The 21,832-nt window shown below is 63.7% G+C and carries 17 protein-coding genes; 10 read left to right on the top strand and 7 right to left on the bottom strand.

Annotation, left to right across the window (positions count from 1 at the left end):
* The first annotated feature begins 10 nt into the window (after positions 1 to 10).
* The 5 genes from ACY69P_RS00975 to ACY69P_RS00955 are packed head-to-tail and all read left to right on the top strand — an operon-like array spanning position 11 to position 4,513.
* Positions 11 to 955, top strand: a complete 945-nt coding sequence (locus tag ACY69P_RS00975; protein WP_462326260.1) for a type II secretion system F family protein — start codon at positions 11 to 13, stop codon at positions 953 to 955.
* Between the two features lie 18 nt (positions 956 to 973).
* Positions 974 to 2,338, top strand: a complete 1,365-nt coding sequence (locus tag ACY69P_RS00970) for an SPOR domain-containing protein (RefSeq protein WP_462326259.1) — start codon at positions 974 to 976, stop codon at positions 2,336 to 2,338.
* Between the two features lie 20 nt (positions 2,339 to 2,358).
* Positions 2,359 to 2,742, top strand: coding sequence for a TadE/TadG family type IV pilus assembly protein (locus ACY69P_RS00965; protein WP_462326258.1), 384 nt, complete (start codon positions 2,359 to 2,361; stop codon positions 2,740 to 2,742).
* Complete coding sequence (locus tag ACY69P_RS00960) at positions 2,681 to 3,979, top strand: vWA domain-containing protein (RefSeq protein ID WP_462326269.1); 1,299 nt, start codon at positions 2,681 to 2,683, stop codon at positions 3,977 to 3,979. Before ACY69P_RS00965 ends, ACY69P_RS00960 begins: the two co-directional genes overlap by 62 nt.
* Positions 3,980 to 3,997: 18 nt before the next feature.
* On the top strand, positions 3,998 to 4,513 hold the full coding sequence (locus ACY69P_RS00955; protein WP_462326257.1) for a TadE/TadG family type IV pilus assembly protein: 516 nt from the start codon (positions 3,998 to 4,000) through the stop codon (positions 4,511 to 4,513).
* Here ACY69P_RS00955 and ACY69P_RS00950 read toward each other — a convergent pair.
* Positions 4,507 to 5,427, bottom strand: a complete 921-nt coding sequence (locus ACY69P_RS00950) for a sulfotransferase (RefSeq protein WP_462326256.1) — start codon at positions 5,425 to 5,427, stop codon at positions 4,507 to 4,509. The two genes, ACY69P_RS00955 and ACY69P_RS00950, sit on opposite strands and share 7 nt — an antisense overlap.
* A 211-nt stretch (positions 5,428 to 5,638) precedes the next feature.
* Between ACY69P_RS00950 and ACY69P_RS00945 the strand changes: the two genes are divergently transcribed.
* Entirely contained in the window at positions 5,639 to 7,927 is a 2,289-nt protein-coding gene (locus ACY69P_RS00945) for a PAS domain-containing hybrid sensor histidine kinase/response regulator (RefSeq protein WP_462326255.1), read from the top strand.
* An 800-nt stretch (positions 7,928 to 8,727) separates the two neighbouring features.
* Here ACY69P_RS00945 and ACY69P_RS00940 read toward each other — a convergent pair.
* The 6 genes from ACY69P_RS00940 to ACY69P_RS00915 all read right to left on the bottom strand — a co-directional run bounded on the left by ACY69P_RS00940 (position 8,728) and on the right by ACY69P_RS00915 (position 16,822).
* On the bottom strand, positions 8,728 to 9,003 hold the full coding sequence (locus ACY69P_RS00940; protein WP_404845273.1) for an HU family DNA-binding protein: 276 nt from the start codon (positions 9,001 to 9,003) through the stop codon (positions 8,728 to 8,730).
* A 312-nt stretch (positions 9,004 to 9,315) separates the two neighbouring features.
* Positions 9,316 to 10,020, bottom strand: coding sequence for a response regulator (locus ACY69P_RS00935; protein ID WP_459902028.1), 705 nt, complete (start codon positions 10,018 to 10,020; stop codon positions 9,316 to 9,318).
* Entirely contained in the window at positions 10,010 to 12,418 is a 2,409-nt protein-coding gene (locus tag ACY69P_RS00930; protein ID WP_462326254.1) for a PAS domain S-box protein, read from the bottom strand. Before ACY69P_RS00930 ends, ACY69P_RS00935 begins: the two co-directional genes overlap by 11 nt.
* A 199-nt stretch (positions 12,419 to 12,617) precedes the next feature.
* Entirely contained in the window at positions 12,618 to 13,817 is a 1,200-nt protein-coding gene (locus tag ACY69P_RS00925) for a M20 family metallopeptidase (protein ID WP_462326268.1), read from the bottom strand.
* Complete coding sequence (locus tag ACY69P_RS00920) at positions 13,817 to 15,391, bottom strand: KamA family radical SAM protein (RefSeq protein WP_462326253.1); 1,575 nt, start codon at positions 15,389 to 15,391, stop codon at positions 13,817 to 13,819. Before ACY69P_RS00920 ends, ACY69P_RS00925 begins: the two co-directional genes overlap by 1 nt.
* A gap of 33 nt (positions 15,392 to 15,424) precedes the next feature.
* Positions 15,425 to 16,822: an ATP-grasp domain-containing protein gene (locus ACY69P_RS00915; RefSeq protein ID WP_462326252.1), complete on the bottom strand. Its 1,398-nt coding sequence runs from the start codon at positions 16,820 to 16,822 to the stop codon at positions 15,425 to 15,427.
* A gap of 312 nt (positions 16,823 to 17,134) precedes the next feature.
* Between ACY69P_RS00915 and ACY69P_RS00910 the strand changes: the two genes are divergently transcribed.
* From ACY69P_RS00910 to ACY69P_RS00895, 4 genes are all read left to right on the top strand, one after another.
* On the top strand, positions 17,135 to 18,112 hold the full coding sequence (locus ACY69P_RS00910; protein WP_404845268.1) for a TAXI family TRAP transporter solute-binding subunit: 978 nt from the start codon (positions 17,135 to 17,137) through the stop codon (positions 18,110 to 18,112).
* Between the two features lie 148 nt (positions 18,113 to 18,260).
* A complete protein-coding gene (locus ACY69P_RS00905; RefSeq protein WP_459902024.1) occupies positions 18,261 to 20,360 on the top strand; it encodes a TRAP transporter permease in 2,100 nt (699 codons plus the stop codon).
* Positions 20,361 to 20,382: 22 nt separating this feature from the next.
* Positions 20,383 to 20,784 (top strand): hypothetical protein, encoded by a 402-nt coding sequence (locus ACY69P_RS00900; protein ID WP_404845266.1) that lies wholly within the window; start codon positions 20,383 to 20,385, stop codon positions 20,782 to 20,784.
* A 128-nt stretch (positions 20,785 to 20,912) separates the two neighbouring features.
* Complete coding sequence (locus ACY69P_RS00895; RefSeq protein ID WP_462326251.1) at positions 20,913 to 21,689, top strand: superoxide dismutase; 777 nt, start codon at positions 20,913 to 20,915, stop codon at positions 21,687 to 21,689.
* Positions 21,690 to 21,832: the final 143 nt, after the last annotated feature.

The following is a 21,832-nucleotide window of genomic DNA, read 5'->3' as shown; positions in this document are numbered from 1 at the left end:
AGGCGCGGTTATGTCGGCACCACTTCTGCTCCCCATCACGGCGGCCTGCGCCGGTTTCGTCTCCGTCTTGCTGTTGGTCCTTGGCATCAGCGGGGCGCTGTCCTCGCGCGGGAAGCTCACGCGGCTGGAGGAGCGCATGAGCGGACGTCCGCACCGGACGGCACCACGTCAGCCCCTGCGCCAGCGCCTTGCGGGGGCCATGGGCCGCACCGCCGCCACCCTCGGGCAGCGCGTTGCCCCTGCTGACCCGGACGAAATGTCCAAGCTGGCGCTGCGGCTTCTGCGCGCGGGCTATCCCGGCAGCGGCGCGCCCGCCGCATTCTGGGGGGCCAAGCTGGCGGCAACGGTTGTGGGGGCGCTCATCGGCCTTGGTGGGAAATTTCTGCTGGATGGACAGGGCGTTGGTGGGTCACTTTTGCTGACCATCGTCCCGGCGGCGGTGGGGCTGTACCTGCCGGACATCTGGCTGAGCCTTGCCATAAAGCGCCGCAAGCAGGCCATCCTGCACGCCCTGCCCGACGCGCTGGACCTGCTTGTGGTCTGCGTGGAGTCAGGCATGGGGCTGGATCAGGCCCTTGCGCGGGTGGGGAGCGAGCTCCGCGCCGCCGCGCCAACTTTATCCGGAGAATTCAAGACCTTGATTCTTGAGCTGAGGGCAGGCATGAAACGTGCAGACGCACTGCGCAGCCTTGCCCGGCGCGTGGACCTTGAAGACATGAACAGCTTGGTGACGCTGATTAATCAGGCGGACACCTTTGGCACCAGCATTGCGGGCACCCTGCGCGTCTACTCCGACGCGCTGCGCACCACCCGCACCCAGCGCGCGGAAGAGCGCGCGGCCAAGATGCCGGTCAAGCTTCTGTTTCCTCTTGTCTTCTTCATCATGCCTGCGCTGTTCGTCGCCATTATGGGTCCGGCTGCCATCCAGCTTATGAAGGTTTTTTCCAGATTCTAACACCGAGGGAGACGGCATATGACTCGACGCACCACTTCACTGTTAACGGCTTCGGCGGCTCTGCTGCTTGCAGGGCTGTGCGGCTGCGCCGCGCACACACCGGGCCAAAGTGCCGCCCACCCCGCGCAGGACGCGCAGGTCCAGTCCGCCGCATCCTCCGTGAACGCCACGCAGGCCCTCGCCCTTGTGGACCAGGGCCGCCGCCTCGACGCCGCAGGCCGCAGCGAGGCCGCATTCGGCCAGTACGCCCGCGCCGCCGCCCTTGCGCCCTCGTGCATTCCCGCGCGCTACCACATGGGCATGGCGCTCCTGCAGCAAGGACGCAGCGAGCGCGCCCTTGAGGCCTTCAACGCCGTCCTCAGTGCGGACCCGGACCACGCCAAAGCCCTTGAAGGAGCGGGCATCGTCTCCTTCCGAAACGGGCTGTACGACGAAGCCGAAGCCCGCCTCACCCGCGCCGCGCACCTTGATCCATCCCTGCACCGCGCCTACGCCCACCTTGGGGCCATCCACAACTACCGGGGCGATTTCGCCGCCGCGGTCACGGCCTTCCGCACTGCTCTCGACATCGCGCCCGACAGCACTCCAGACAGCGCCGCCGTGTGGAACAACCTTGGCATGACTTACACCATGATGGAGCGCGAAGCCGACGCTGTGCGCGCCTTTGCCAAGGCCCTGCGCCTTGGCGCGCCCTTGCGCCGCACCTCCAATAATATGGGCCTCGCCCTTGCGCGCATGGGCCGCTACCCCGAAGCCTTGGAGGCCTTCCGCAGCGCCGAGGGCGACGCCGGCGCCTACAACAACCTCGGCTACGTGCACCTGATGCAGGAGCGCTACGACGACGCCATCGCCTGCTTTGAAACCGCCATCCGCCTTGAGCCCGGCTACTACGAACGCGCCAGCGAGAATTTGCGCCGCGCGCGCCTTGCCCGCAGCTTTGCCCAGTCCGCGCCGCACGCGCCGACAAAGGCGGCCCCCGCACAGCGCGCCCACGACGTACGCTCCTACGCCCCGGACGGCACCCCGGTCACCAAGGCCGACTCCACCCTGAACTTCCTCCTCGACTCCGTGGGCATCGACAACAGCACGCTGGAACCCACGCCCCTTGGCGACCTGCCCGTGTACACGGTGCACGTTTGCTCATGGCGCTCCGTGGGCAAGGCCCGCCGCATCGCGCGCGAGCTTATCCGCAAGGGCTACAACGCCCACGTGTCCAGCGTGAAGGTGCGCGGCAAGGGCAAGTGGTACCGCGTCACCGCCGGTGAATTCATGGAACTGCAAAGCGCGCAACAGCTCCAGCGCACCCTGAAGCGGGACCACGGCTACCGCAACCTGCGCATCATCAAGCGCACCCCCGCCACCGGGGCCAAAAGCAACACCTGACGCACAAGGAGGAAGCACCTATGCGACAGCACCGTGAACGCGGTTTGGCGGCACTGGAAGTGGCACTTATCCTGCCACTTCTGGCCGTCTTCATCGCCACCCTCGTGGAGGGCGGCAACATGCTGGGCGCCTATACGGACATCCGCGACTGCAGCAGGCAGGCCGCGCGGCTTCTGGCGTCCTCGCCCGCCCCGCCCGATGTAACGGAACTGGTCCGGCGGCTCGCGCCCGAGTTGGACGCGGACAAGCTCTCCGCCGCCGTGACCACAGACGACACCACAGACAAACTCACCGTCGAGGTCAGCTATGTCTATGCAACGCTTCTCGCCGCCGTGCCCGGCTTTGGGCAGTCCGGCGCGCGCTCCTTCACCCTGCGGGCGCGAACCAGCATGCCAGCGCTCTAACCGTCACAACTCAGGCTCCGCCGCCGTTCTCATCGCCGTCCTCCTCCCCGCTCTCCTCGCCCTGATGGGCCTCGCACTCGACTCCGCAAATCTGTACCTCGCCCACTCCCGCCTGCAAGCCGCTGTGGACTCCGCAGCCCTTGCCGCCAGCCTGCAACTGCCCTACGACCCGGACATGGACAAAGGCCTCGTCCGGGACGCCGCAACAACGTATCTGGACGAAAACCACCCCGGCGCAGAGCTGACGGGGCTCGTCCCCGGCGGCGCGGTGCGCAGTGTGGAAATCACCGCCGCAGCGGACGTGGACCTGATGCTCCTGCCCGTTATTGGCCTGAGCTCGCAGCGCATTGAAGCCAGCGCCATGGCCGGATTCAACAATCTGGAAATCGTGTTCGTCATCGACAATTCCGGGAGCATGAAGGGCGCGCCCATTGACGAGACTAACGCCGCCGCCAGCCAACTGGTGGACTTCGTTATGCCCGACGGCATGGCCGCGTCGGTCCGCATTGGTCTGGTGCCGTTTCGCGGCAAGGTCCGCATCCCCGCCGGGGTGGACGGCCTGCCCGCCGGATGCCGCAATGCCGACGGCACCTTGAACGACGGCCTGAATGAAGAATATTACAAACGCGAATACCGCGTGCCGTCATGGTCCCGCCTGCGCGTCAGTTCCGGCACCTGCGACAGCATCCCCTTCACCCACGCCCTCACACAGGACAAATACGCCATCCTCAGCGCCATTTACGAACAGGACGGACGCGGGGACTGGTCCGGCACCGTCATCTCGGAGGGCATCAAGTGGGGCCGCCATGTGTTGACGCCGCAGGCTCCCTTTACCGAGGGCGACGCCAGTGGCGACATGCGCAAAATCCTCATTCTGCTCACCGACGGCGACACCGAGGACGGCATGTGCGGCGGCTCGCACGCGGTGTCGTACCAGCCCAACAACTACTGGACCAACGCCTACTTCGGCATGCTGGACATGGACGCCCACTGCGAGGACGGCGGCCGCCTGAACGAGGACCTGCTCGCCGAGGCCATGCTCGCCCGCAACGCCGGGATTGAGGTCTTCTGCATCCGCTACGGCGACTCCGACGCCGAAGACGTGCGCCTGCTCAAGGCCGCGGCCTCCAGCACGCCGGGGACGGACGACCACTACTTCAACGCGCCCTCGCCCTACGACATTGGCGACGTGTTCAAAAAGATAGGCCGACAGCTGGGATGGCGGCTTTTGCGCTAGCCCAAGGGAGGACACACCATGCACCACACACGCACCATACGCCGCACACCGCACGCGCGTCAGCGCGGGCTGTCCGTGGTGGAATTCAGTCTTCTGCTGCCTGTTGTGCTGGGGATGATTCTGCTGATTGTGGAGCTAGGAAACCTGTACTTCACCCAGTCCACACTGGAAAAGGCCGCCTCCGCCGGAGCACGCTTTGCGGTGACCGGCCAAGGGGACATGGAGGGGGACAGACTGGCGCGCATCACAGGCGCGGTCCGCACCCTGTCGGATACCATCGCCCTGCCGGAGCCGACAGGGCCGCTGACCATCACCGTGCGCAGCTGGCCCACAACACTTGGGACGGGCGCGCCTAGCGAGGGGAACGCAGGACGCCCCTGCGCCATGATGGAGGTGGAAGTCCGCTGCCCGTATACGCCGGTGACGCCACTCATCGGCGGCATGCTGGCGGACGCCATCACCCTTACCGGCTCCCGGCGCATGATCAATGAACCATGGCTCCCCTGCGAGGCCGACGTCGTGGCCAGTCAATAGCCGTAGCGGCGGGCCTCCATGGCCGTGGCCAGCCCAACGGCCCCGCGCATCAGGGCGGGCATGGCCGAACGCCACCGGTCATCAAGCATAATGCCGCCCACAGCGGCGCGCATGGCGTTGCCGGACAGGGCGTGGTTGCCGCTGCGAAAATCCATCTTCGGCTCCGCATCCGGAAGACCCAGCCACGGGAGGACCATACGCATGGTCCTCTCCGGCTGTCCGGCAAGGTCCTCATACCGCAGCAGCAAGGCGTGCTCCACGGGAAGCTCCGTGCGGTACACCCGCGCCAGCAGGCGGTTTTCCACCACCCAGCGCAAGGTCATACGCGGAGCGTAGCGCCAGCCGCCAAGGCGCGGCAAGCGGCGAATCTTGGAGTACACAAAGGCCCGTGGATCCTTGAGGACATGGATGACGCGGATGTCAAAGAGTCCGCTCCGGATGAGCCACGACAGGCGGTACACATCCTTGGACGCATCCACCAGCCATGTGACGGGTTTTCCGGTGCGCTCTTCGGCTACGGCGCGCACGGTGTCCAGCAGTTCCCGGTTGGCCCTGCCATGGTGGAAGTATTCCGCCGAACGGTCCGGCCCAACCTCCCGCACGGGCGTGCGTAGGGCGCGAATCTCCGCCCAGCGCAGCGCCTTGCCATAGCCACTCTCATCGCGGAAGCGGCCAATCTCGCCCGAGGCCAGCGCCTGCGGGCACCGGGCCGCGACCTCGGTCCAAAAGTCGCACTCCGCCACGCGCTCACCGCATCCGCAGGGAGACTTGCCCCGGGCCAGCTCAAAGGGCAGCATCTGCACCTCGCCCGCCGTCCATATCCCCGGCTGCGCGCCAAGGAGCATATCCAGCAAAGTGGACCCGGAGCGGCCACTACTGGCAATATAGATGAGCGGTAACTTCCGGTCCGCCATATGCGGCCTCCCATAGCTTTTACAGGTTTTCATCCTGCAGAATACGGGGCGCGCACGGGTGGGTCAACAGCCCGCGCGATTTACGGCCAGCAGGCAATCTGGTATCCATCGTGACGACGGTTAGCATCCTAACCGTCTGCCCGGAAACGCAAAACACAGGATGCCCCGCGCCCTTCCCCCCAGAGGCATGGCATCCAGCAAAGGCCCTGCGATGACCCGATTTAGCCTGCTTGTCATCTCGGACTCCGAAGAACTGGCGTCCGCCATTGTCACCCGCCTGTCGGCCCACGGGCTGGAACCCGCGTATAACGTCGTGTCTTCGCCGCTCCGGCTGGCGCAGACCCTTGCGGATGAGCCGTGGGACATCGTTATGGCCGCCTCGGAGCTCCCCGGCATGCCGTGGGAGGAGAGCCTTGCCATCACCCGCGCCGCTCGCGAGCATCTGCCGTTTCTGCTTGTTGCCGAGCAGCCCAGCCCGCAGGCCGCCATCGCCGCCATGCACGACGGTGCGGACGATTACCTGTGCCTGACGGACTGGAGCTTCGCCCCGGCGGTCCAGCGCGCCCTTATCCATGGAGGCGCCCACCGCCAACTGAATATCTCCCTCGAAACCCACCGCATGAACGAGGAAAAATACCGCCGCGTCATCGATGACTCCATGGTTGGCATTTTTCGCTGCACGCCGTGGGGCCGGCTGACCAGCTACAACCCGGCCTTTACCCGCATCCTTGGCTACGAATCGCCGGAAGCCTTTGAAACCGCGCGAAAGGCCGCGCTGGACCTGCCGCACATTGACGCCGAAACGCAGGAAAGCATCCTCACGCTGGTGGAGGAGCATGGCCGCATCCGCGACTTTGAAACCCGCATTCACCGCGTGGACGGCTCGTCCATTTGGGTGTCGCTCTCCGCGCGCGCCATCCGGGGCGACTCCGGCGAATTCTCCGCCGTGGAAGGCTCCATTGAGGATATTGACCGACGAAAGCGCGTGGAGGCCATGATTATCCGCGCCAAGCAGGAGTGGGAGCGCACTTTTGACAGCGTGCCCGACGTCATCGCCATCTTGGACCGCAACTTCACCCTGCGGCGCATGAATATGGCCCTTGCCACGCGCCTTGGCCTGCATCCCAAGCAGGCCGTGGGCCTGCACTGGTCCAAACTGCTGCCGCCCATGGACGACCACAGCACCGCCCTGCAGCAACTGCGCGCCATGTCCCAAAGCGACGGCGAAGTGGTGGAAATGGACCTGCCCGGCCTTGGCGGCGTGTTTCTTGTTTCGGTTTCGCCCTTTCATGTGGACCGCGCCGTGGACGAGGACGCCGACGGCTTTGTGCTGGTCGCGCACGACATCAGCAGCAGGAAGCAGCTGGAAGCCAAACTGCGCCAGTCCCAAAAGCTGGAGGCCATCGGCACCCTTGCCGGCGGCATTGCGCATGACTTCAACAACATCCTCGGCGTCATCATGGGCTACGCGGAAATGACGCTGGAGGACGCCACGCCGGAAACCGTCACCGAGCGCCGCCTGACGGAAATCATCAACGCCGGGCGCCGCGCCCGCGACCTCATTCACCAGATTCTCACCTTCAGCAGGCAGGAAGAACTGGCCCTGCGCCCGCTGCAACTGGACAGCGTGGTGAAGGAAGTGACCAAAATGCTCCGGGCGTCCCTGCCCGCCAACGTGAACATCATCACGGACCTGCCGCCCGCATCCGCGGCGGTAATGGCGAACCTGAGCCAAATTCATCAGGTCATCATGAACCTGTGCACCAACGCCGCGCACGCCATGCGCGCCACGGGCGGCACCCTGCGCGTGTCGCTGGCGGATACGACGCTTGTCACCGAGGACGGCGCGGCCCGCGCCGCCGTGCTGTTGACCGTGGCGGACACAGGCACGGGCATCCCCGACGAAATTCTCGACAACGTCTTCGACCCATTCTTCACCACCAAAAAGCCCGACGAGGGCACCGGCATGGGGCTGGCCATGGTGCATGGCATTGTCAGCAGCCACGGCGGCACCGTGTCCGTGGACTCGCCCCCCGGCGAGGGGGCCACCTTCCGCGTGGTACTGCCCGCGGCGGACATTGTCCCAATCGGAACGGAAGAACCAGCCACGCCGCGCCCCAGCGCCAAAGGCCGCGCCCTGTTCATTGACGACGAAAAGGCCCTTGCCACCATCGGCGGGGAAATGCTCGACAGCCTCGGCTTTACCACCAGCGTGACCACCAGCAGCCTGGACGCGCTGGAGGTCTTCAAATCCGCGCCAAACGAATTTGACCTTGTGGTAACGGACCAAAGCATGCCCGGCCTCACCGGCGAAGCCCTCGCCAAGGAAATACTGGCCCTGCGCCCGGACGTGCCCATCATCATCTGTACGGGCTACTCCGAGGACATCAGCGCCGAACGCGCCCGCAGCATCGGCATCAGGGGCTTTTTGCTCAAACCCATGCTCAAGAAGGACCTCGCCGCCAGCATCGACGCCGCCCTGCGCAGCCCCGCCGAATAGCCCGGAAAGCCGCGCGTGACACGAGATGCGGTGACTGCGGGAAAAGCGCGAACCGAACCCTACACACACGCCCTCATCTTGCGCGTGGAGGCCGCGGCCGTCCTTACTGGGGCAAGCCACGCAGAACCTCTCCCTGAGGCCGGACGTCCCACACTCCGGCCGCCGCACCACCAGCACCTGTATTCCTCGCCACGAGACAGCCCCAGCCCAGAGTCATCTCACAGCGCCCCACCGCTGCATCAGTTGCCCCTGCTTCTCTGCCTTCCCGACCTCGCCCCACTCTGTGATGACAGAGCTTCCGCCCACACCTTACACGCCATCCAATCCTCTCAGGCCTGTTCACGTCCGCACACCCGCCTCACCCTCCTCTTTGCGCTCCACAAAACAGGCGCCGCAGGCTAAGCCCTGCAGGCCTTGTCCCTTGCGCAGATGGCGATGCGGCCCGTACCACACCACGCCCACGCCTTCCCCCGTCCACCAACGAAAAACAGGGCGGCGAGCCATGCTCGTCACCCTGCTTTCCTCATAGCCACAACCTCCCGTCCCTCTCTCGCCCTCTGGGGCGCTTCCCCGGACAGGGGGCTGCTGTTTCTGGTTCCTCACCGCGTCAGCGCTTCCATGAAGCGACAAAGTGGAAGATGGCGCTGAAAGTTGGTTGTTGCCACCAGACAACAGGACATCGTTGCCAAGGCCGCAACGCGTGCGTCGCGTCCCCCGGCACAGACCGGCAAAAGCCGGTGCCGCATCGTCCCGCCTCGCCCAGCGGGGGTCTCTACAAGGCTCTCCCCGAAGCAGCTCTGCTAGTTCAGGATCGCCCGGATCTTTTTGCCGGGAGTGAAGCGCACAACCTTGCAAGCAGGAATGCGAATCACTTCACCGGTTCCGGGATTGCGGCCCGCGCGTTCTGCGCGCTGCACGACATGGAACGAGCCGAGTCCCGTAAAGATGGCGGAGTCGCCACCAATAAGGGCTTCGCGCACGGTGTCCAAAACGGCGTCGTACACCTTTTCTGCCGCAACTTTCGTGGGCAGGCCAGCCTTGTCCTTAATCTGTTCCACCATCCCAGCCTTGGTCATCGCTTTTCTCCTATTCAATTGAGTTGCTTAGGATTTCTGCCGATGATGCATCTAAAAAAATCCACGAAACTTTGTATATAGGGAAATCTATCCAAACTTTCAGGATTACACCCATTTATATAGGGGAAACCCCCAGACGGTCTGGGGGTCATAAAATCCAAGGATGACGGAAGGAAATACAAAAAAGCCCCCTCGAAACCGAAGGGGCTTTGGTGCGTTTTTGCGTTTCCGTCCTAGGTTCTGGGGGAAGCTCCCACTTCGGGAGCTTTCCGCCAAAAAGGCTGGGAAAAGCCAAGAAAATTGAATTTGCGCTTATACTTTACCTGCCTCGGACGCATCCACCCATAAATCAAGATCAATAAGCCCAAGACGGGCGGCGTAGCGGATTAGCTCGATATTGCTTTGCAGGTTCAGCTTGCGCATCAGGTTGGCGCGGTGGTTTTCCGCTGTTTTGGGGCTGATGTAGAGCTTGGTGGCAATTTGCCGGGTGGTCAGCCCCTCGGCCAACAGGCGCATGACTTCCTGCTCGCGCGGGGTCAGGGTGCCGTACTCGGCGTCCTTGCCCGGACCGCGGCGCAAGGGGGACTCCATAAGGCTCTTGACCACCGTGGGCGAAACCGAGCTATCCAGAAAATAATCGCCAAGGGCCACGGTCTCCAGCCCCTTGAGCAATCCTTCGGACGCGGATTCCTTCACCACATAACCAAACGCGCCGGCCTTGAAGGCCTCGGTGATGTGCTCAATCTTGGAGTGCATGCTCACGATGACCACGCGCGTTTCCGGCAGAGTCTGCTTGAGTTCGGCGGTCAGATGAATGCCATTGAGGTCTGGCAGGGAAATGTCCACAAGGGCGAGGTCCGGCTTGTACTTGTAGGCCAGTTCCATACCCTCGCGGCCGTTTCCTGCCTCGCCGACAATCTCAAAGCGCGTGTCGCGGCGGATAATGGACTTCAGGCCCTCCCGAAACATGGGATGGTCATCCACAATGATGATGCTCAGTTTGTTTTCATCTGGCACGTTGTCTCTCCCTGACTGGCACTTCGGCCAGTATCTTCGTCCCCATGCCCGGCTGGCTCTTCACGGTCAGCGATCCACCAACGAGTCGCGCGCGTTCCTCCATGGACGACAGGCCCATACGCCGCTCCCGCAGGGCGAGGGTCCGCCGCCGCTCAAGGTCGAAGCCCATACCGTCATCCTCCACTCGCAGCAGGATGTCCGGCGATGACGAGACAATGCGTACCGCCACGTTCCGGGCCTTGGCATGATTCACGGCGTTGCGCAGGGCCTCCTGCACAAGCCTGTACAAATTGATCTCCATCTCGGAGTCCAAACGGACGTTGTCCATCCCCGCGGCGGCAAAGTCCATGCTGACGCCGGTTTTGTCCTGCAGTTCACGGCAGTGCAGCTCCAGCGAGCGGGCCAGACCAAACTGGTCCAAAAGCGGTGGCCGCAGGTCGTAAGACAAATCGCGCACGGAGTTGATGGCGTCCTGCAAGCCGCTGGACAGCCGCGCCAAACGGCGGCGCAGCTCCTCCGGGATGTCTTCGTAATCGTCAAAAAGTGTCGTACTGGCGAGCTTGATGGAGAGCAGCGTTTGGGCCACGTTGTCGTGCAGGTCCAGACTCATGCGCTGGCGCTCAATTTCCTGCACACGGATAAGCTCCTGCGACAGGTGGCGAATCTGCTCGCGAGCGTCGGCGCTGTCGGTGATGTCCTGCACGGTGCCAAAGGCGACGGGCGTCCCGTCCTGCTCGCGGTGGCGCACCCGGCAGCGCACATGCACCCACCGGTAGCCGCCATCGCACTGCCGGAGGCGAAATTCCATGTCATACGGCTGCTCGCCTTCAAGGGCCGCGTGGTAGGACTGCACCACCTCGTCCCGGTCCCCCGGGTGCACCAGCTGCAAAAACATCTCCGTGCTGATGCCGTCATCATTGGCGGGATAGCCGAAAAGGACAAACACCTCGCGCGGCAGGTGAAACCGCCGGGCGACGGGGTCGTACTCCCACGTGCTCAGGCGGGCTATGCTCTGGGCCTCGCGCAGGGCGGCCTCGCTGCGGCGCAGGGATTCCTCCGTGCGGCAGCGCTCCGCAACTTCCGCGCGCAGGCGGGCGTTGGCGCTGTTGAGCTCGCGGGTGCGTTCCTCCACGCGCTGCTCCAACTGGGCGCGCACCTCGCGCAGCTGGCGCTCCACCGTGCGGCGCTCCGTCACGTCCAGCAGCGACACCACAACGCGCCGCAGGTCCTTCACATTTTCCGGCGCAACGCGAAAATGCACCTCCACCTGCCGGATGGATCCCTTCAGCGTCACATGATCCAGCTCGCCATCGTAGCTCGTTACGCCGGATGCCAGCGCCCCGAATTCCTCCGCCAGCACGGGCAAAGACGCCGGGGACACAATGCGCCCTAAGGACTGCATCAATTCGTCCTTGGAGCGGGCCTCCAAAAGGTCCAGCGAGGCCTTGTTCACGTTGAGGATTTTCACGCGCCGCGCGCATTCGGCCACGGCTTGGGGGGTGCTTCGAAAATAGTCGTAAAAGTCCGTAACCCCTTGCTCGCGCAGGGTGTCGAAATACTGCCGACAGCCGGAAAGGTCCTCCTCCCACAGCGATATGGGGCAGTCCTCAAACAGCCGCCGGTAGCGCTCTTCCTTTTCCTCCAGCGCAATCTCCACGGCGCGGCGGTCCGCCACGTCGTACACCGCGCCGATGCAGTAGGACTGCCCGGCCTCCTCCACAAGGGAAAGCACGCCCTCCACAGGGAACACATGCCCGCCCTGCGCATGGATGCGGGTATCGAACCGGAATTCGCCCTCCCCGCGCAGCCGCTGCATGATGCTGGCCGAGGTTTCGGGCTGAAAGATGGTGCCAAGGTCCGCGCCGGGGCAACACTTGAGGCAGTCGCCACCAAGGCCAAGCATGCGCACGGCGGCGTCGTTGATGAACAGGAACTCCCCATCCTCGTCAGTGATGAACACCCCGGCCAGCGTACACTTCATCACGGTGTCGAGGAGCTTGCGCCGCACGCGGCACGTCAGCCCCGGCAGCCGCCGCTCCATGCACGAACGCCGGATACTGTCGGCAAGGCGCGCCACATCCATAGGGCAGATGCAGTCCGCCGCACCAGCGTGCAGGGCCTGCATGGTGTGTTCGGCGCATAGTTCCTCGCGCAGCACGATGGGGGACGGCTGGCGCGGACTGCGCTCAATGCGGCGGATAACGGCGGAAAGGTCAGCGCCGCAGGCAGGGACATAAACAATGGCGTCCCACTCCTCTCGGAGTGCGGCGTCAAGGGCGGCATCATCGCGGACGGTTTTTAGGCTGCAGTGAAGCCCCTCCCGCACCAACCCCTCTCGCAGGTGCAACAGGTCATCTTCACCGTCATGTCGTAACAGAATCCGCAAGCGACTCTGCATAACTCCCCCATGTCGCTTCGAAAAACTGAGTGATCGGTTATTTGAACTATACCCGAAACCTGTTTTGCGCAAGTACTCACCCGCCGATTGTCGGCCTGCGGACACACATTTTCCCGGCGCGGCGCGGCCCTGCGAAGCTCTCTGCCACCGCCGGGGATAACGCGTTGACGCCGCGGCACACGCCGCCCCGTGCCCCGCCCTAGTCCTCAAAGAGCCGCCCGCGGGCCAGCAGCCGCCAGCACTCGGTCATGGTCATGGCGGCAAGCTGCGTGCGCGGCACAAGGGAATCCGCAACCATATACTCATCATGGGAGTGGTCACGCGCGCCGGATGGCCCCATGCCGTCGAGCACAGGGCACCCCGCCCGCGCAATGAAATTCGCATCCGACACCCCGCCCCGGAAGTCCTCGCCAATGGGGATGCCAAGGCGCGCAGCCATAACACCCGCCACGCCAAACAGCGCCCGGTTTTCGCGCGTTGGCTCCATGGCGGGGCGGCCGCTGCCAAACTCCACGCGGCATACCGTGCCGGGAATGCCGGGCCGCAGCATGGCGTTTTCCAGCGCGGCGCGCAGGGCGTCGCCGTCGGCCTCCTCCATATAGCGCGCCTCCGCATGCGCCGTGGCCTGCTCAGGAACCACGTTGGGACCAGTGCCGCCCTCAATCACGCCAACATTCACGGAGATGCCCCGGTATGGCTCGTTCAGGCCCTCCACGGTGACAATGCGGCGGGCCAATTCCACAATGGCGCTGGGCTTGTGCATGCCCGTTGCGCCGGAGTGCCCACCCGGCCCGCTGACGCTGAAGGTGAAGGGCATGCGGCCCTTGCGCCCGGTCACGGTCTCGCCAAGCAGGCCGCTGCATTCAAAGACAAAGGCGCACCCGCTGCGCCGCGCCTCCTCCTCAATGCATTCACGCGACCACGGCGAGCCGATTTCCTCGTCCGGATTCAGGACGAAAGTAACAGGCAGGTCCTTCAATTCGCCCACATCATCAAGGGCCAAAAGCGCAAAAAGGGCGGTCACAAGACCGCCCTTCATGTCGATGATGCCCGGACCGATGATATTGCGGCCCTCGCGCCGGAAGCAGTCAAACCCCGCATCCACGGGAAAGACCGTGTCCATATGCCCCACCAGAAGCACCTGCGGCGTGCGGCTGCCTGCGGCCATCCGGGCGGGACTGCGGGCAAGGACCATGTTCCCGCTCTGATGGCGGGTGCGGACCTCCACGGCAAAGCCCAGCGCCTCCAACTGGGTGGCGAAAACGCCCGCCACGGCGTTGATGCCATCATGGTTGGCGGAATGGCTGTTCATCCGCACGATGCGTTCAAGGAGCGCCAGCATCTCGGCCTCGCGCTCGGCCACGGTCCGCCGAATCCGTCGAAACACCTCAGCGCGCATCACGTGTCCTCTCCCTCCGTCCGGGCAAAGGCAAAGTGGTCGTCGTCCGCATACAGGTCCGTGTCCGCGTCGGGGTACACGGTCTCCTCGCCATTCCACGGCTTGCGCAGGCGCAGGCCGCCGTCCTCGGCGCGGCCCACCACGTTGCTGCGGTGCAGGGGAATCTTGCCGCCAGCCGCCGCGATATACCGGGGAATCGCGTCTCCGGAGATGTTGCCGTACATGCTCTCGATGATGTCGCGCCCCTTTTCCACGGGCACGCGCATATGCGTATACTGCGGGTTCCTGTAACTGCAGTTGAACACGTAATACGGGCGGATATACGAAGCGTGCAGGGTTTCGCACAGCTTCCACATTTTGGGTCTGGAATCATTTATGCCCCGCAGCAGCACGGCTTGATTCAGGATGGCGCTCACCTGCCCGGAGATGGCCTTGAACGCCGCGCGCGAGACAGGCGTCAGCTCCTGCGCGGTATTCACCTGCGTCACCACGCGCACCGGGCTTTTGTCATTGGACGCCGCAAGGATGCCGAGGAGCGCTTCGTCCACGCGCTGGGGCGTGGTCACGGGCACGCGGGTGCCAAGGCGCTTCATCTGCACATGGGGGATGTTGTCCAACTGTTCCAGCAGCCACCCCAGCGTTTCATTGGGCAGCATAAAGGCGTCGCCGCCAGTAATGAGCACGTCGCGGATGCGGGGATTGCTGCGGATGTAGTTGAGCGCCTCGGTATACGCCTCGCGCGGGAAGACGCGGTCCGCCTTGCCGATATGGGCAATGCGCAGGCAGTGCGTACAGTACATGGCGCACATATTGGTCACCTTCACGGCCACCACGCGGGGATAGAACTGATCAATAAGCCGCGCCGGGGAATGGTCCGACGCCACGGGCGGCAATTCCACACCCATATTGTCCACCATTTCGGCGGTGGGCACGGCCTGCAGCAGCACCGGGTCGTTGACCACGCCGGGCATAATAAGGCTGGCGTAGTACGGCGTCAGCCGCATGCGGTACTTCTCCGTCACCCGCGTGACCTCGCGGATAGTCGCCTGTGGCAGCTCGACGCATTTGGCCAGTGTTTCCACATCATTTATGGCGTGGCGCAACTGGCCGGAAAAGGAATTCCAGTCATCATCGCTCATACCAAGGACGGACCTGATGCGCGCCGCGTTCTCCTGCATGCGCTCCCACAGCGCCTCGCCGTCGGGCACGGCCTCCTGCTGGGCAAGGTAGGTCTCCACGCGGTCGTTGGCGGCCTCCAGCACGTCATAGGCGCGGCCGACACGTCCGCCGACACTCACGCCGTGCTCGTCGCGCTCCGCATGCAGGCGCGCAATGTCCACCAGCGCCTCCCGCGTCAGGCCAAAGGCCTCGTACCCCAGGCCGCTGGCGCGCTTCATCTCGCGCAGGGCGGCGAAAAAGGCGACAATGGCCGCTGTTCCTGCGGCCTCGCGCGCCAACGCATACAGACGCATCACCGTTTCGCGCTGCTCCGTGGACGGCGCGCCGCCCCCCGCAAGCTTGTCCAAAAAGTCCTTCGTCAGTGCATCCACCGCCGTCTCCTTGGCCTGTATCACGCTCACCTCCACGTTCTGCTGCCCACGCGGGCCCTAGGCCACACAGCCGCACCCGCCGTCCACCGCCACCGTCTGCGCAATGCGCGCCTTGCCCGCCTCCAACTCCGCCAGCATGGCGTCCCGCGTTGGCGCGGCCGCCACCACCCGCGCAAGGAAGGTTCCGGGCAGAACCATCATCCCCGCACCCACATGCTCGCGCACAATGTGCCCGCACCCGCCATGCTCCGCCACCGAGGCGAACAGCTCCCGCTCCGGCATGGTCTGGGGCGCGGCGTCGTGCGTGGTCACCTCCACGTCCGTCTTGTAATTGTACGTTCCCCACCACAGCGGCGCGCTACGCGTTCCCGCCTCGCCGGGGCGCACCGTATTCGGCGGAAAGCGCCCATGCAGCACCGCGTGGTATTCCAACTCCGGCAGGTTGGGCGCGCCGGGGGGCAGGTGCCGCTCCAGATACGCACAAAACTCCATGGTTGTGCCCTGTTTGCGGGGATTCACTTCGATGAAAAAAAAGTCGCCGCGTTCATCCACGATGTAGTCGCAGCCAAAGATGCCCCGAAAGCCCATGTCCCCAAGCCGCCGCCCCACGCGCTCCGTGGCCTCGCACAGGCTCCGCTGCACGTTGGCGGGCAAGATGGAGGGAAAAGTGGAACCGCGAAAGGCCGTGCCGTTTTCAATAGCCATATCTGCCACGCCCGCCACATAGACGTCATCCGGTCCCGCCACCACGCCAAGCACCGTTGGGTCAAAACAGTGCGGCATGTACCGGCACACGAAATACTGCGCGTCCACATCCTGAAACCGCGCCGCGCAGTCGGTCACCGTGGCGGCCACCATGCTTGCGCCGCCGCCAGCAGAATACGCCATGGAGACGAACACGCCCTCGGCGCAATACTCCAGCATATCGCCCGCCGCGCGGCACATGGCCTCGCGGCCGGAGCACACCCGGTGCTCCACCACGGGCACAATGTCCGCAAAGGCGGCATACTGCCATGTTTTGTCGTTGATGAGCCGGGTCAGATCCGCGTCCGGTCCCACAAGGCGCACGCCCCCGGCAAGGCGCACGCTCAGCTCCGGACGGCTTTCAAACATCCACACCGGCACCTCGCCCTGCCGCCGCATCAATTCCGTCAGCAGGCGCAGCACAGCGGCATCGGCGCAGACTCCGGCGGCAAAGGCCGCGGACGGCACCCGGCGCGCCACATCGCGCCCCAGCACCCACCGCAAACGCTCCGCCGGTGGATTGACGACCATCACGTCGTTCCACCGATACTCCATCATCATGTCGGGAACGATTGAAATCACACGCACTTCCTGCCCAACACTACGCCGAAACGCCTGCTCGACGTACGCATTCAGGCAGCAGGCCTTTACCTCGCCAACATAGACGACGTAGTAGACCCCATCTTCAAGACGGACAAACTGGCGGTACATATGCGCCCCTTCACTTGATGGCGGTGTATGCCATAAAGTGTTGTCCCTATTTTCCAAAAAACGCAAGACTTCATCGCACAGTGCATGAAAGAATGAAGAAATTCACAGACCACTACAAAACTTACGACAAAATTTGCCATTTTTCTTAAGTTTTGGTAACGAACGAGGAATAATCACAAATGGTCTTTGCTAACAGGTTGTTATCACAACTGCGCTGACGTCCCTGACATCAGGGAAGGTCGATACCACCACACGGCATGCCTCCACCCCGGAGGCCACCGAGTCCACACCTCATCCGGCAGGAGGCGACACATGCGGAAATGGTTCATGCTTACCTTCACCCTGTGCCTGGGAGTCTTCCTCATGGGCACCATGCCCACGGGCGCAGCAGCCAAGACCACCTTCATCACCATTGGCACCGGCGGCATCACCGGCGTCTACTACCCCACCGGCGGCGCCATCGCCCGCATCGTCAACAAAAAGAAAGACGAATACGGCATCCGCTGCACCGTGGAATCCACGGGCGGCTCCGTGTTTAACGTCAACGCCATTATGGCGGGCGATTTGGAATTCGGCATTGTGCAGTCCGACAGGCAGTATCAGGCCATGAAGGGCATGGCCGAATGGAAGGACAGCGGACCGCAGCGCGACCTGCGCGCCGTGTTCAGCATCCATCCCGAATCCGTCACGCTGGTGGCCGCAGAGGACGCGGGCATCACCACCGTGCAGGACCTGAAGGGCAAAATCATCAACATCGGCAACCCCGGTTCCGGCCAGCGCCAAAACGCTATTGACGCGCTGACGGCCCTCGGTTTCGACATCGACAAAGACCTCACCGCCGAGGGCGTGAAAGCCGCCGAGGCTCCCGGTCTGTTGCAGGACGGCCGCATCGACGCCTTCTTCTACACCGTTGGCCACCCCTCCGGCGCCATCAAGGAAGCCACCGCCGGCAAGCGCGCCGTGCGCATCATCGACATCACGGGCGTGGACTCCCTGTTCAGCGAGTATCCCTACTACGCCCCCTCGGACATCCCCATTGAGTTCTACCCCGGTGCCACCAATAAAAAGGACGTGAAGACCTTTGGCGTGAAGGCCACCTTTGTGACCTCCTCCAAGGTCCCCGCCGACGTGGTGTACGCCATCACCAAGGAAGTTTTTGAAAACTTCGAGGAATTCAAAAAACTGCACCCCGCATACAAGGTGCTGACCAAGCGCGGCATGCTTCAGGGCCTGTCCGCTCCCATCCATCCCGGCGCCATGCGCTACTATCAGGAAGCCGGGCTGATGTAACTTCCACGTGCCCCGGACCGGCCAAGGCCGGTCCGGGGCGCTCCCTCGCCATTTGTTACAGACGCCCACGCGGCGTCCCGGTCCCCGGTCATCCCCGCATGGCGGACGACTGTCCTCCGCAACCCGCAGCCTAGGAGTGCAGCCACGCATGCCACACGCACCGCACCACCAGACTGAACACGACCCCGACATCAAAGGTGTGGAGTACGCCAAACGCCTTGCCGAGGCCGAGCACGGCCTGCAAAGCGACAGCTACGGCGTCACGCGCGCTCTGACCATTGGCATTGCGGTGCTGTGGTCCCTGTTCCAGCTGTCCACGGCCAGCTGGCTTATTCTGGATACGCTCTATATCCGGGCCTTTCATCTCGGTTTCGCCATCGTGCTGGTGTATCTGAATATTCCCATGTTCAAGTTTACGCCCAACTGGCGGCCGGACCTGCGGTTCTTCCTCGCCATGCACCGCGTGACCATTCTGGACTACATTCTCGCCCTTTTTGCGGCATTGGCCGCGCTGTACATCTTTTTGGACTATGACGGCATCTCCATGCGCTACGGCGCGCCCACCACGCGCGACCTTGTCTTCGGCATCCTGCTGGTGGCGCTGCTGCTTGAGGGGACGCGGCGCGTCATCGGCCCGGCCCTGCCCGTCATCGCTCTCCTGTTCATCATCTACGCCTTTCTCGGGCCGTACATGCCCGATGTCATCGCCTTCAAGGGCGTCTCCCTGAACCGCTTCATCGGGCAGATGACCATGTCGTCCGAGGGCATTTACGGCATCCCCCTCGACGTTTCCGCCACCATCGTGTTTCTCTTCGTCCTCTTTGGCACCATGCTGGAAAAGGCCGGAGCCGGGCACTTTTTCATTCAGCTGGCCCTGTGCCTGCTGGGCGGCTTCAAAGGCGGACCGGCCAAGGCCGCCATCCTCGGGTCCGGACTCACCGGCATGGTGTCCGGCTCGTCCATTGCCAACATCGTCACCACCGGCACCTTCACCATCCCCATGATGAAGAAGGTCGGCTACCCCGGCACCAAGGCCGGCGCCATTGAGGTAGCCGCCTCAACCGACGGTCAGCTGGCCCCGCCCATCATGGGTGCAGCGGCCTTCATCATCGCGGAATACGTCAACGTGCCGTACATTGAGGTCGTCAAGGCGGCGGCGGTTCCGGCCTTTGTCTCCTACGCGGCGCTCATCTACATTTCGCACATCGAGGCCAGCAAGCTGGGGCTGCAGGGCATCCCGCGCGCCGAACTTCCGCGCTTTATTCCCACCCTTCTCGCCGGACTGCATTTTCTGCTCCCACTCGCCATGCTGCTGTATGAACTGATTATCCTGCGGCACTCTCCCGAGCTTGCCGCGTTCCGCGCCATCATCGTGCTGACGGTCATCATGCTGGTGCAGCGTCCCATCCGCGCCCGCATGAGCGGCAAGCCCATGCGCCCCGCCTTTGGACAAGGCATACGCGACATCGTACTCGCCATGGCCGACGGGGCGCGCAACATGGCGGGCGTCGCCATGGCCACCGCCGCGGCAGGCATCATCGTCGGCGTCGTGGCCCTTGGCCTTGGCGGGCTCATCACGCAGGTCATCGACCAACTTTCCGGTGGCAACATCTTCCTGATGCTCGTCATCACCGCCGCCGCCAGCCTGCTCATCGGCATGGGTCTGCCCACCACGGCGACTTACATCGTCATGGCGTCCCTCACCGCGCCTGCCATCGTCACCCTTGGCGCAACGCAGGACTTCATCGTTCCGCTTATGGCGGCGCATCTGTTCTGCTTCTACTTCGGCATTCTCGCCGACGACACGCCGCCCGTGGGGCTTGCCGCCTACGCGGCGGCGGCCATTGCCGAGTCGCCACCCATCCCCACTGGCATTCAGGGCTTCCTGTACGACATACGCACAGCCATCCTGCCCTTTATGTTCATCTTCAATCACGATCTCATCCTCCACAATGTGGACAGCTGGCTACAAGGCGGACTTATCTTCCTCATGGCCTGCGTGGGCAACTTTGCCTTTGCCTCGGCAACGCAGGGGTGGTTCATCACGCGCAACAAGCTCTGGGAAATTCCCATTCTGCTCAGCATCACCCTCATCATGATGCGCCCGGACCTCATCGCCCAACTGACCGGCATCCCGCACGACCAGCGCTACTGGGTCTACCCCGCCGGGCTGATCATTTGGGGCGCGGTGTGGATGATGCAACGCATGCGCACGCAGTCCGGCACCCCGCATACCGCAGCGGCATGACCGCCAACACAGGAGCACACTCATGCCCACACGTACCATCGTTAAAAAGATGTTCCAGTGCGAGGTCTGCGGCGAGACCTTCAGCAAAAGCTACCGCGAGTGCCCCAAGTGCGGCAGCGAGGACTTTGTGGGCTACAAGATGGTCAACCCCATTTCGCGCCTGCCCATGGAGCACATTCTGACCGTGGTGGCGCACCTGTCATGGCTCCTTGGAACCATCGGGTGCATCACCTTCCTCTGGCAGACGGACAGCCCAAACGATGAAATCAACCTGCTGTTCATCCTCGGCGGGTGCGGGTTTCTGCTCTTCTCGCTCATCCTCTCCATTGCGCTCTTCGGCCTTGCCGAGCTCATCGGGCGCACCATACGCATTCAGCGCCGCGTCAAGGCCTTCGTCAAAAACTACCACGTGCCAACGGAATAACCCCTCACGCAACGCAAAACCGGCCAGGCGACGTCACGCCCGGCCGGTTTTTTTGTTGCGTCATCATCATGATGAGCTACGATTGAAGAATCCGTGCTCAGCACACACGCAAAGCCCAAGGAGGCCCTATGAGCTCCAATCGTGCCCCCCGCATAAGCCGCCGCCGTTTCTTCAAGCTGGCGGCAACAGCCACGGCCCTCACCGGGGCAGGGCTGCTGCCCGCCGCCTTCGCCCACGCGGGGCACCACATGGTCAAGGACAAAGGCTACCGCCACATGCCCATGCATTTCATGGCCGCGCACCACGGCATGTCGCACCAACTCCCCTACCCCGTCAGCGCCCTTGAACCCATCATCTCCGCCAAGACCGTGGCCTACCACTACGGCAAGCACACCCTCGGCTACTACAAAAAGACCGCCCGCTTCATCGGCGGAACGCCCTATCAGGACATGTCGCTGGTCCAAATCATCACCGCCACGTCCGGGCGCGAAGACCGAAAAGCCATCTTCAACAACGCCGCACAGGCATGGAATCACACCTTCTACTGGCGCGGCCTCGCCCCCCTCGGCGGCGGCCGCCCCGGCAACACCCTCTCCGCCGCCATAGACGCCTCCTTCGGCTCCTTCGGACGCTTCCGCGATCGCTTCGTCACACAGGCCGCCAACGTCTTCGGCAGCGGCTGGGTCTGGCTGGTGGATACTGGCAGCGGCCTCGACATCATCGGCACACAAAACGCCGAGACACCCATCACCATGGGCCACGTGCCGCTCTTCGTCGTGGACGTGTGGGAACACGCCTACTACCTCGACTACCAAAACCGCAGAAAAGCATACGTCCAAGCCATCCTCGACAGACTCGTGGACTGGTACGAAGTCACCCGCCGCTACGAAAACGGCACCGCCTAACGGAGTGCGCGTGGATGGGCCGGGTCGCTATGCCGGGAGCAAGAGGATGCCTCCGGCGGCTTAAGGGCCATGGGCCCTTAAGAATCCCGAGGTTTTCGGGCTGGAAGCCAGCCCGAAAAAAGGTGTGGGTGGCTTTTCCCTCG

Source organism: Desulfobaculum sp. (genome assembly GCF_054921475.1).
Note: the sequence above shows the minus strand (reverse complement) of the source record. Positions and strands in the feature narration are given on the sequence as shown.

What these genes read in the sequence shown, in the direction of transcription:
- ACY69P_RS00975 (WP_462326260.1), top strand. Translation starts at nt 11, where the DNA reads ATGTCGGCACCACTTCTGCTCCCCATCACGGCGGCCTGCGCCGGTTTC.
- ACY69P_RS00970 (WP_462326259.1), top strand. Translation starts at nt 974, where the DNA reads ATGACTCGACGCACCACTTCACTGTTAACGGCTTCGGCGGCTCTGCTG.
- ACY69P_RS00965 (WP_462326258.1), top strand. Translation starts at nt 2,359, where the DNA reads ATGCGACAGCACCGTGAACGCGGTTTGGCGGCACTGGAAGTGGCACTT.
- ACY69P_RS00955 (WP_462326257.1), top strand. Translation starts at nt 3,998, where the DNA reads ATGCACCACACACGCACCATACGCCGCACACCGCACGCGCGTCAGCGC.
- ACY69P_RS00950 (WP_462326256.1), bottom strand. Translation starts at nt 5,427, where the DNA reads ATGGCGGACCGGAAGTTACCGCTCATCTATATTGCCAGTAGTGGCCGC.
- ACY69P_RS00945 (WP_462326255.1), top strand. Translation starts at nt 5,639, where the DNA reads ATGACCCGATTTAGCCTGCTTGTCATCTCGGACTCCGAAGAACTGGCG.
- ACY69P_RS00940 (WP_404845273.1), bottom strand. Translation starts at nt 9,003, where the DNA reads ATGACCAAGGCTGGGATGGTGGAACAGATTAAGGACAAGGCTGGCCTG.
- ACY69P_RS00930 (WP_462326254.1), bottom strand. Translation starts at nt 12,418, where the DNA reads ATGCAGAGTCGCTTGCGGATTCTGTTACGACATGACGGTGAAGATGAC.
- ACY69P_RS00925 (WP_462326268.1), bottom strand. Translation starts at nt 13,817, where the DNA reads ATGCGCGCTGAGGTGTTTCGACGGATTCGGCGGACCGTGGCCGAGCGC.
- ACY69P_RS00915 (WP_462326252.1), bottom strand. Translation starts at nt 16,822, where the DNA reads ATGTACCGCCAGTTTGTCCGTCTTGAAGATGGGGTCTACTACGTCGTC.
- ACY69P_RS00910 (WP_404845268.1), top strand. Translation starts at nt 17,135, where the DNA reads ATGCGGAAATGGTTCATGCTTACCTTCACCCTGTGCCTGGGAGTCTTC.
- ACY69P_RS00905 (WP_459902024.1), top strand. Translation starts at nt 18,261, where the DNA reads ATGCCACACGCACCGCACCACCAGACTGAACACGACCCCGACATCAAA.
- ACY69P_RS00900 (WP_404845266.1), top strand. Translation starts at nt 20,383, where the DNA reads ATGCCCACACGTACCATCGTTAAAAAGATGTTCCAGTGCGAGGTCTGC.
- ACY69P_RS00895 (WP_462326251.1), top strand. Translation starts at nt 20,913, where the DNA reads ATGAGCTCCAATCGTGCCCCCCGCATAAGCCGCCGCCGTTTCTTCAAG.